The 8,693-nt window shown below is 66.0% G+C and carries 8 protein-coding genes and 2 pseudogenes; 5 read left to right on the top strand and 5 right to left on the bottom strand.

The window, feature by feature from the left end; all coding sequences use genetic code 11:
• The coding region (locus ACESMD_RS07765; protein ID WP_372611926.1) for a LysR substrate-binding domain-containing protein at nucleotides 1-236 on the top strand (236 nt) is incomplete at its 5' end.
• Nucleotides 233-2,314 carry an ATP-dependent DNA helicase RecG gene (recG, locus tag ACESMD_RS07760; RefSeq protein ID WP_372611924.1) on the top strand — a complete coding sequence of 694 codons (2,082 nt, stop codon included), beginning with the start codon at nucleotides 233-235 and terminating at the stop codon, nucleotides 2,312-2,314. The genes ACESMD_RS07765 and recG, both read left to right, overlap by 4 nt.
• Here the strand turns inward: recG and ACESMD_RS07755 are convergent.
• The 5 genes and pseudogenes from ACESMD_RS07755 to ACESMD_RS07735 form a co-directional block, all read right to left on the bottom strand.
• Nucleotides 2,311-3,301, bottom strand: a pseudogene (locus tag ACESMD_RS07755) (FUSC family protein). The gene recG and the pseudogene ACESMD_RS07755 sit on opposite strands and share 4 nt — an antisense overlap.
• A 204-nt stretch (nucleotides 3,302-3,505) precedes the next feature.
• Nucleotides 3,506-4,309: pseudogene (locus ACESMD_RS07750) on the bottom strand (YccS/YhfK family membrane protein); the annotation flags it as partial.
• A 138-nt stretch (nucleotides 4,310-4,447) separates the two neighbouring features.
• Entirely contained in the window at nucleotides 4,448-4,804 is a 357-nt protein-coding gene (locus tag ACESMD_RS07745; protein WP_372611922.1) for a hypothetical protein, read from the bottom strand.
• 99 nt (nucleotides 4,805-4,903) lie between these two features.
• Entirely contained in the window at nucleotides 4,904-5,179 is a 276-nt protein-coding gene (locus ACESMD_RS07740; RefSeq protein ID WP_372611920.1) for an HU family DNA-binding protein, read from the bottom strand.
• Nucleotides 5,180-5,397: 218 nt separating this feature from the next.
• Nucleotides 5,398-6,558, bottom strand: coding sequence for an FAD-dependent oxidoreductase (locus ACESMD_RS07735; RefSeq protein WP_372611918.1), 1,161 nt, complete (start codon nucleotides 6,556-6,558; stop codon nucleotides 5,398-5,400).
• A 218-nt stretch (nucleotides 6,559-6,776) separates the two neighbouring features.
• On the opposite strand from ACESMD_RS07735, the gene ACESMD_RS07730 reads away from it, so the two are divergent.
• The 3 genes from ACESMD_RS07730 to ACESMD_RS07720 form a co-directional block, all read left to right on the top strand.
• Nucleotides 6,777-7,265 (top strand): chorismate lyase, encoded by a 489-nt coding sequence (locus ACESMD_RS07730; protein WP_372611916.1) that lies wholly within the window; start codon nucleotides 6,777-6,779, stop codon nucleotides 7,263-7,265.
• Between the two features lie 41 nt (nucleotides 7,266-7,306).
• Nucleotides 7,307-8,200: a 4-hydroxybenzoate octaprenyltransferase gene (gene ubiA / locus ACESMD_RS07725; protein WP_372611914.1), complete on the top strand. Its 894-nt coding sequence runs from the start codon at nucleotides 7,307-7,309 to the stop codon at nucleotides 8,198-8,200.
• Nucleotides 8,201-8,289: 89 nt separating this feature from the next.
• On the top strand, nucleotides 8,290-8,693 hold a 404-nt coding region (locus ACESMD_RS07720), incomplete at its 3' end, for a response regulator (RefSeq protein WP_372611912.1).

Raw genomic sequence — 8,693 nt, 5'->3', positions numbered from 1 at the left:
TGGAAACCATCCGCCATATGGTGGCGTCCCGGCTGGGCATCACGGTCCTGCCGCATTCCGCCATCGGTACCAGCCATTACGAGAGCGGGCTGCTGGTCAGCCGCCCCTTCGCGGACCCCAGGCCGTCGAGAACCGTGGCCATCGCCTGGCGTGCCAGTTTTCCCAGGCCGAAGGCCATCGATGCCGTGACCCGGGCCATCGCCGGTTGCCGGGACGCCGACAGCCTGCTCCCATGAGTGACCTCGAAGCACCTGTCACCGCGCTCAAGGGAGTCGGCGAGGCCCTTGCCCTCAAGCTGGCCAGGCTTCGCCTGGCCAGTGTCGCCGACCTGCTCTTCCACCTGCCGCTGCGCTACCAGGACCGCACCCGCATCACGCCCATCGGCACCCTGCGTGCCGGCCACGAAGCGGTGGTGGAAGGCGAGGTGATGGCCAGCGATGTGGTCAAGGGCCGACGACGCAGCCTGCTGGTCCGGCTTCGTGATGGCTCGGGAATTCTCAGCCTGCGCTTCTTCCACTTCTCCCCAGCTCAGCAGCAGCAGTTCCATCCCGGGGGCCGGGTACGCGCCTTCGGCGAGGCCCGGGCGGGGGCCACCGGTCTGGAGATCTACCACCCGGAGTATCGCCTGCTGAGTGACGATACCGCTCCGGTGGAAGATCACCTGACACCGATCTATCCCACCACCGAGGGGCTCCACCAGAGCCGGCTGCGGGCCTTGATCGACCAGGCGCTGGCCTTCCTCGATGCCGACCCCGAGGCCCTGCCCGACTGGATCTCGGGGGATCTCCGCCATCGCTTTCGGCTACCCGAGTTGCACCATTGCCTGCGGGCCCTCCATCGCCCACCGCCGGACGCCGACCCCGAGCAGCTTGCCGGTGGGCGACACCCGGCCAGCCGCCGCCTGGCTCTGGAGGAACTGCTGGCCCACCGCCTGAGCCTGCGTGAGGTACGCCAGCAGATCCAGCAGGATGGCGCCCCGCCGCTGGCCGGCGGCCGCGGTCTCCAGGCACGCTTCCTGACCCAGCTGCCATTCTCGTTGACCGGGGCGCAGCGGCGGGTGCTGGACGAGATCGCCGCCGACCTGGCCCGTCAACGACCCATGCTGCGTCTGGTCCAGGGGGACGTGGGCTCGGGAAAGACGGTGGTCGCCGCCATGGCCGCCCTCTCGGCCATCGCCGGTGACTGTCAGGCGGCGATGATGGCACCCACCGAGATCCTCGCCGAGCAGCACTACCGGACCTTCCGCACCTGGTTCGACCCCCTGGGCATCGAGGTGGCCTGGCTTTCCGGCAAGCTCAAGGGCAAGGCGCGACTGGACACCAAGGCGGCGATCCTCGATGGCCGGGCCCGCATGCTGGTGGGGACCCACGCTCTCTTCCAGAGCGACGTGCATTTCCAGCGCCTGGGGTTGGCGATCATCGACGAACAGCATCGCTTCGGCGTCCACCAGCGCCTGGCCCTGCGCGAGAAGGGCGAGGCCGGTGGACTGACACCCCATCAATTGGTAATGACCGCCACGCCAATCCCGCGGACGCTGGCCATGAGCGCCTATGCCGATCTCGATGTCTCGGTGATCGATGAACTGCCCCCCGGTCGAACCCCGGTGAAGACGGTGGTAGTGCCCGACGAGCGCCGTCCCGACGTGGTCGAGCGAATCCGCCACGCCGGTGCCGAGGGCCGCCAGACCTACTGGGTCTGTACCCTGATCGAGGAGTCGGAGGTGCTGGAATGCCAGGCCGCGGAGGCGACCCGCGACGAGCTGACCGAGGCCCTTCCGGAGCTGGCCATCGGCCTGGTCCACGGGCGAATGAAGGCCAGCGAGAAGGCCGCGGTGATGGACGCCTTCAAGGCCGGCGAGCTGGATCTACTGGTGGCCACCACGGTGATCGAGGTGGGGGTTGATGTGCCCAATGCCAGCCTGATGATCATCGAGAATCCCGAACGGCTGGGCCTGTCACAATTGCATCAGCTGCGCGGCCGGGTGGGCCGCGGCGCCACCGAGAGCTTCTGCGTGCTGCTCTATCATCCGCCGCTGTCGGCCCATTCCCGGGAACGCCTGGCGGTGATGCGCGAGACCACCGACGGGTTCCGCATCGCCGAGAAGGACCTGGAGCTGCGCGGTCCCGGCGAGGTACTGGGCACGCGACAGACGGGGCTGGCCCAGATGAAGATTGCCGACCTGGAGAGGGATGCCGACCTGCTGGAGCGGGTTCCGGCACTCGCCGAGGCCCTGCTTGCGACCCATCCCGAGGCCAGCGGCCCGCTGATCCGCCGCTGGCTGGGCGAGGAGGCGGGTCGCTACGGCCAGGTCTAGACTCGCGCCGAGGCAGGTCCACTGTCTTCCCCGGTGGGCGCTACCAGGCGATTGGCCGCCTCGCCGAGGGGCTCCAGTTGTCGACAGACCAGGCGGAGCTGGTGACGCATGGGCCAATAGGTCGTGTCATCGTCCGCCGCGCTGGACGCCAGGGCATCGAGTCGCTCCCGCAGACTGGCCACCTCGGCTTGCAGCCCGCTGATCGGCTGGCGTGCCGCCAGCTGCTCGGCCAGGCGGCCGAATATCTCGGCCACCCGTTCGGCCAGTTCGATCACATCGCGATCCCGCTGGTCGTCTACCTGACGGAGACGGTGGACACCCAGCGCCGACAGGTAACCCAGCAGGGTATGGGAAAGCGTCAGGAAACGCAGGCCGTCGTCGACATCGTGTCCCTGATGGCGGCGGGGCTCGTGAAGCATTCTGGTCAGCAGGGCCGACAGCGCCGCATCGGCATTATGCGCATTGCGTCGCGCCAGACGATAGCTCAGATCGTCCTGCTTGCCAGTCGTGTACTGGCGGACGATCTCTTCCAGATAGCGACGCTGGCTGAGCAGTGAGGTCGCGGCCTGGCGATAGAGGCGACGCCCCTCCCAGTCGGGCAGTATCCATAGCACGGTCAGCCCGGCGATCAGCACACCGATCAGGGTATCGAACAGCCGCGGCCAGATCAGGTCGAAGCCGTCACCCACCTGGTTGAAGCTGCACAGCACGAGCAGGGTAATGGCCGCTGTGGCCAGCATGTAGTGTGTCTGGCGACTGGCGAAGAACATCACCCCGGCCATCACGGCGATCGCCGACTGAGCCAGCGTCTGGGGGAACAGCGAGATCAGCGCCCAGCACGGTACCGACGATACGCTGAACGAGAACCCGTTTTGTCGCCGCGAAGTCGGGTCGGCAGACGAACACCGTGGTGAGCAGGATCCAGAACCCCTGGGTGGGATCAAAGGCCTGCAGCCAGGCAAAGCCGGCCAGCAGGGCGATGGGCATCCGTACCGCGTGACGCAGGATCGGCGAGCTCAGGGTCAGATTGGCACGCAGTCGCTCCCAGGCATCCCGCGGGCCGTGCAGGGTTCGGTCATGGAGGCTGGCATCGGACTCGGGCAGGGCCACCTCGGGATGCTCGGCGCTGGACAACTGAGCCTCCAGGGCGGCGAGATTGTCGGCGAGCGCCGCCAGCGGTGGCAGCAAGCCCTGCCACTCGGACTGCTGGCGGGTGCGCAGATGGTCGATGGAGGCGCGCAGGTCTTCCAGGGCCTGCTCGCTCCGGTCGTGCTCGAAGGCTCGATCGAGCAGCAACGCCCTGCCCAGCCGCTTGCAGGCATGTCCCTGCTGGTCGAGTAATCGCTGGCAACGGAAGAGCACATCCTGGTGGAAGAAGGCCTCGATCAGCGACGAATACGGGGAATGCGACGAGCTGGCCCGCTCGTGAATGTCCTGGGCGATGAAATAGAGCCTCAGGTAGCGATCGAGCCTGCGATCGCCACGTGGACTACCGAGTCGCCGAAACAGCATCTCCTTGGCCTGATTGAGCGCCTCCACCACGTCGCCGTTCTGGTGGGCGAGCGCCAGGTGAGTGGCTTCGAGATCGCGTCCCTGCAACGGCTCGAACAGCGTCGACTTGAGGCTCAGGTAGCGGCCCAGACGACGGTAGACCCACGCCAGGCTCTGCTTGACCGGCTGGCGCGCGAACAAGGCGCACCAGATCACCGAGATCAGTCCGTACCAGGCCGCGCCCACCAGCAGCAACAGCGGCTGGCGCCAGGCTCCTTCCTCGGGGACACCGCCGTGCTGTTCCAGGGCGATCATCGAATAGATGGCCAGGATCAGCACAAAAGTCGACACGCCCAGCGCCGGAGCGAACAGCCAGGGATAAGGAAAGAGCCACTGCACGCTCAGCGCGGCGAGCGCGAAGCAGACCAGAGTGACCCCTACCGCCTGCAGCCGCCCCTGCCAGCTATCGTCGGTCTCCGACAGGGCGGAAGACGCGCAAGGCATGCGCGAAGGTGTCGAGCGTCCAGAGACGTCGGAGGGACAGGGAGAGGGAGAGGGAAGTCGGCAGCATCATCATGTTATACGTTAGTATAACAGCAGATGGCCAGTCTACATGGCCGAGGGAGGGGGAGGCTGGCCCGTCTAGAGATGTCGCAGGAGCCCCTGCAGCTTGGCCAGGTCAGCCGAGTCACCGACCAGGCGAACGGTGCCGGCCATCATGCCGTCGAGAAAGGCCTGCTGAGTGGGTTTCTTCAATATCCGAAGCGCCGTGGCCTCGTCTTCGAAGCGCAGTTCCAGGTCAAGATCCACTGGTAGTCCCCGGCCGCTGAGGATGCCACGAGACGACATGCGGAAATAGCGGGCGATGGAAAGATCCTCGGTGGCGATGCCCCAATCGAGGCCACGCATCTCGGTCAGTTGCTCTCGAAAACGGGGCTTGCGTCGCAGGGCACGCTTGAGCATCCAACCCAGCAACCAGAGCATCAGTCGCAGCTTCATGTCGATTCGCCGCCAGAGGTATCTGTCATCAGCGGCCCGCCTGCTGGCGGGCCGCACCGGTTTGCGCGTGATCGCCCATGACCACCCGCCCATCACCGGTTATTTGGCAACGGCGTCCTTGAGTCCCTTGCCCGGCTTGAACGCCACCGTCTTGCTGGCCGGAATGGTCAGGGGTGCGCCGGTCTGGGGATTCTTGCCGGTGCGAGCGGAGCGCTCGCGAACGGTGAAGGTACCAAAGCCGATCAGCGCGACATTCTGACCCTGGGACACGCTCCCGGTGATCTCGTCGAGAATGACATTGAGCACCTGGCTCGCCTTGTCCTTGGACAGGTCAGCGCGATAGGCAATTGCCGCCGCGAGTTCTGGTTTACGCATTATAGCCCTCCTGATGTTGGCTAGGGTCACCGCCGACTGTCAGCGCCGGTGATGTTATTGTTGATCGATAGTATGTCCGGGCACCACTCTCATGAGGCCTTTCCGATCCGAACTCCCGCGGCACGAATAAGAGAAAAGCCGGCAGGACGACTTGCGAATCATACCCGTGCGCGGCGAGTTTCCCCCTGAATTCATGGTACAGCTGCCGCTGCTGTACTCTAGCCTAGCAACGGAGGTGCCGCCCGCGCCAGTTCGACTTTCCGCCGGACACAGGATCCTGTCAATGCAAAACCGCTCAGACGTCCCCTCTCGTCCTCGGCAAGGGCGGCCAGATCGGCACCCTGTCCCTCGATTTTCCAATGCACTGGCCGGGCAACGGGGGGCAAGGCGACCACCGGCAGCAGAGAGGTCTTGACCAGCACCGGCCAGGCGCCATAGGACACCGGGGTGGGGGTACCGGTGAGGGTCTTCGCCAGCGCCCGGGCGGCGGCCTGCAGGGGCTGAACATACATGGCATTGACCCCGGCGACACAGGCAACGTCACCCAGCGCATAGACGCCGGGGGCCGAGGTGGCCAGCCAGCGATCGGTCAGGACACCACTATCACCGACCTCGAGCCCGGCCGCCTGGGCAAGCTCGGTTCTCGGCCGCAGGCCCGTCGCCACCAGGACCAGATCCGCCTCCAGGTGACGCCCATCGCTCAAGGCGAGAGCCAGGTCCTGGCCCTGCGCCTCGAGACTCGCCAGGCTGCATCCCATGGCCAGGTGGATACCCGCCTCTCGGAAGGCCTCGGCCAGCGCCCGCCCCAGGGGTTCCGGCAGGAATCTCGCCAGGGGCGCACGCTCCGGTGCCACCAGGCTGACGCGATGGCCCCCGCCGACCAGGTCGTCGGCAAACTCGCAGCCCACCAGACCGGCGCCGATGATCGTCACCCGAGCCGGACGATCCAGCACCGACAATGCGGCATGGAAGTCGCGATAATCGTCCAGGTCATTGATGGTGAAGACCCGATCACCCAGGGACTCGGGGATCATGAAGGGCAGGGCCGGCGCGGCGCCGGTCGCCAGCACCAGTTCGCCGAAGAGGAGCGTCTCCTGGCCGAGTCGCAGGGTCCGCGCGGCCGGGTCGATCGACTCGACATGCGAATGCGTACGCACCACGGCGCCGAGCTGGTCGGCCACCTCCAGTGCCGAGCGCATCGCCAGACGCCCGGGCGGCAGCCCCTTGGTAAAACCGGTGGAGAGCAGTGGCTTGGAATAGTCGTCACCGCTGTCGGCGGTGATCAGGGTGACCGGCCGTCGTTCATCCAGGCCACGTACTTGCCGCAGCAGGCCGATCCCGGCCATGCCGGCACCGATGATGGTCAGGGGAGCGCTCATGAAATTCCTTGATGCATGATGCCCGGGGCGTCTTGCCGGGCGGCCAGAGGGAGCCTGTCAATGTGACATGCTACACTACGCTCCCCTGGATTTTGATGCGGAGCCAGCCGGTGTCAGATGACACGACGCCTGATTTTCCCCCTGGCCACGACCGGCCATTCAGCCCTCATGGCGGACGCCAGCCCCGCTGGCGCCCCCTCACGTCGGCACGGCCGGCCATGAGCGATGACTGGTGGCGCTGGGTGGCATCACGCGACTCCCTCACCAGCCGATTGATCTGTGCCGGCGGCGGCCAGACCTTCCGGGTGATCCTCCTCGACCAGCGACTGGCTCGCCCACGGCTCGACGAGAGCCAGGGGCTGGCAATGCCCCGGACCCAGCTGGCGTGGTGCCGGGAGGTCGCCCTCTGCCTGGAGGAGCGTCCCTGGGTCGTGGCCAGGTCGGTGGTTCCCTTGACGCAGCTGAGAGGTCAGCGTCTTGATCGGCTGGGGGAAAACTCCCTGGGGAGTTGGTTGTTTCGACAGCCGGGACTGGCACGCAGCCCCATCGAGGTCACCGCGACACCGCCCCCCTTCTTCCCCGACACAGGCCCCTGGGGAAGGCGTTCGGTGTTTCGTCACGGCCGCGGCTATCGCCGCTTTACCGTCCTGGTCCAGGAATGGTTCCTGGATACCATGACGGATGACCTCGGCCTGCCTTCGCGCTAGTCTGGCTGTCTTCCGGTCACCCCGGCTTCAACGAGGACGAAATGGACCGAACCGTAATGCGCCCCAAGGGGCTGGCGCGCCTGCCCGACTTTCTCCACCTGATGCGGCTGGACCGGCCCATCGGCACCTGGCTACTGATGTGGCCCACCCTCTGGGCCCTGTGGATCGCCGCCGAGGGCCTTCCCGGCCGCGATGTGCTACTGATCTTCGTGGCCGGGGTCTACCTGATGCGTGCCGCCGGCTGCGTGATCAACGACTATGCCGACCGCCACCTGGACGGCCATGTCACGCGCACCCGAAACCGTCCCCTGGCCACCGGTCGCATCAATGAGGGCGAGGCCCAGGCGATCTTCCTGATTCTGGTGATGGCCGCCTTCGTGTTGGTGTGGTTCACCAACCTCTTCACGGTGATGCTCTCCCTGGTGGGGGTGGTCCTGGCCTTCATCTACCCCTTCATGAAGCGTTATACCCACCTGCCCCAGGCGTTCCTCGGCGCCGCCTTCTCCTGGGCCATTCCCATGGCGTTCGGCGCCGTGCTGGGTCATGTGCCGGCCGAGGCATGGCTGCTGTTCCTCGCCAACGTCGCCTGGACCGTGGCCTACGACACCGAATATGCCATGGTGGACAGGGACGACGACCTCAAGGTCGGCATCAAGTCCACCGCGGTGCTGTTCGGCCGTGCCGACCGGCTGATGATCGGCCTGCTGCAGGGCACCACACTCCTGCTCCTGGCCTGGGTGGGGATTCGACTCGAGCTCGGCGGCTTCATCTTGCTGGGGCTTGCCGCCATGGCGGCCACCTTCATCCACCAGCAGGTCCTGATCCGGGGGCGCGATCGCGACCGTTGCTTCCAGGCTTTTCTCAACAATCACTGGTCGGGCCTGGTGGTCTTTGCCGGTATCGCCCTCAGCCTGTGGCCCGTAATGAAGGGGTGAACGTCTCGATGTCATCCAACTGTCATCCTGACGTGCTGTCATCGTCATCAAACCGTCACTGTCATCGCCCATGACCAAGAGGCCGCCCGATGACCCACAAGACCGTTCTGATCGTCGATGATGAAGCCTCGATCCGCGAGATGATCGCCGTGGCGCTGGAAATGGCCGATTACCGGGTACTCGAGGCGGATAATGCCCAGACCGCCCACGCCATGGTGGTCGACCATCAGCCGGATCTGGTTCTGCTCGACTGGATGATGCCCGGCACCAGCGGCATCGAGCTGGCAAGGCGCCTGAAGCGTGAAGATACCACCCGTGAGCTGCCCATCATCATGCTCACGGCCAAGAGCGAGGAGGACAACAAGATCCATGGGCTGGAGGCAGGCGCCGATGACTACATCACCAAGCCCTTCTCACCGCGCGAACTGGTGGCACGCCTCAAGGCCGTCCTGCGACGCACCACCCCGCGGGGCGTGGAGGATCCCATCGAGAT

The organism is Halomonas sp. (assembly GCF_041689495.1).
Classification (GTDB): Bacteria; Pseudomonadota; Gammaproteobacteria; order Pseudomonadales; family Halomonadaceae; genus Halomonas.
Note: the sequence above shows the minus strand (reverse complement) of the source record. Positions and strands in the feature narration are given on the sequence as shown.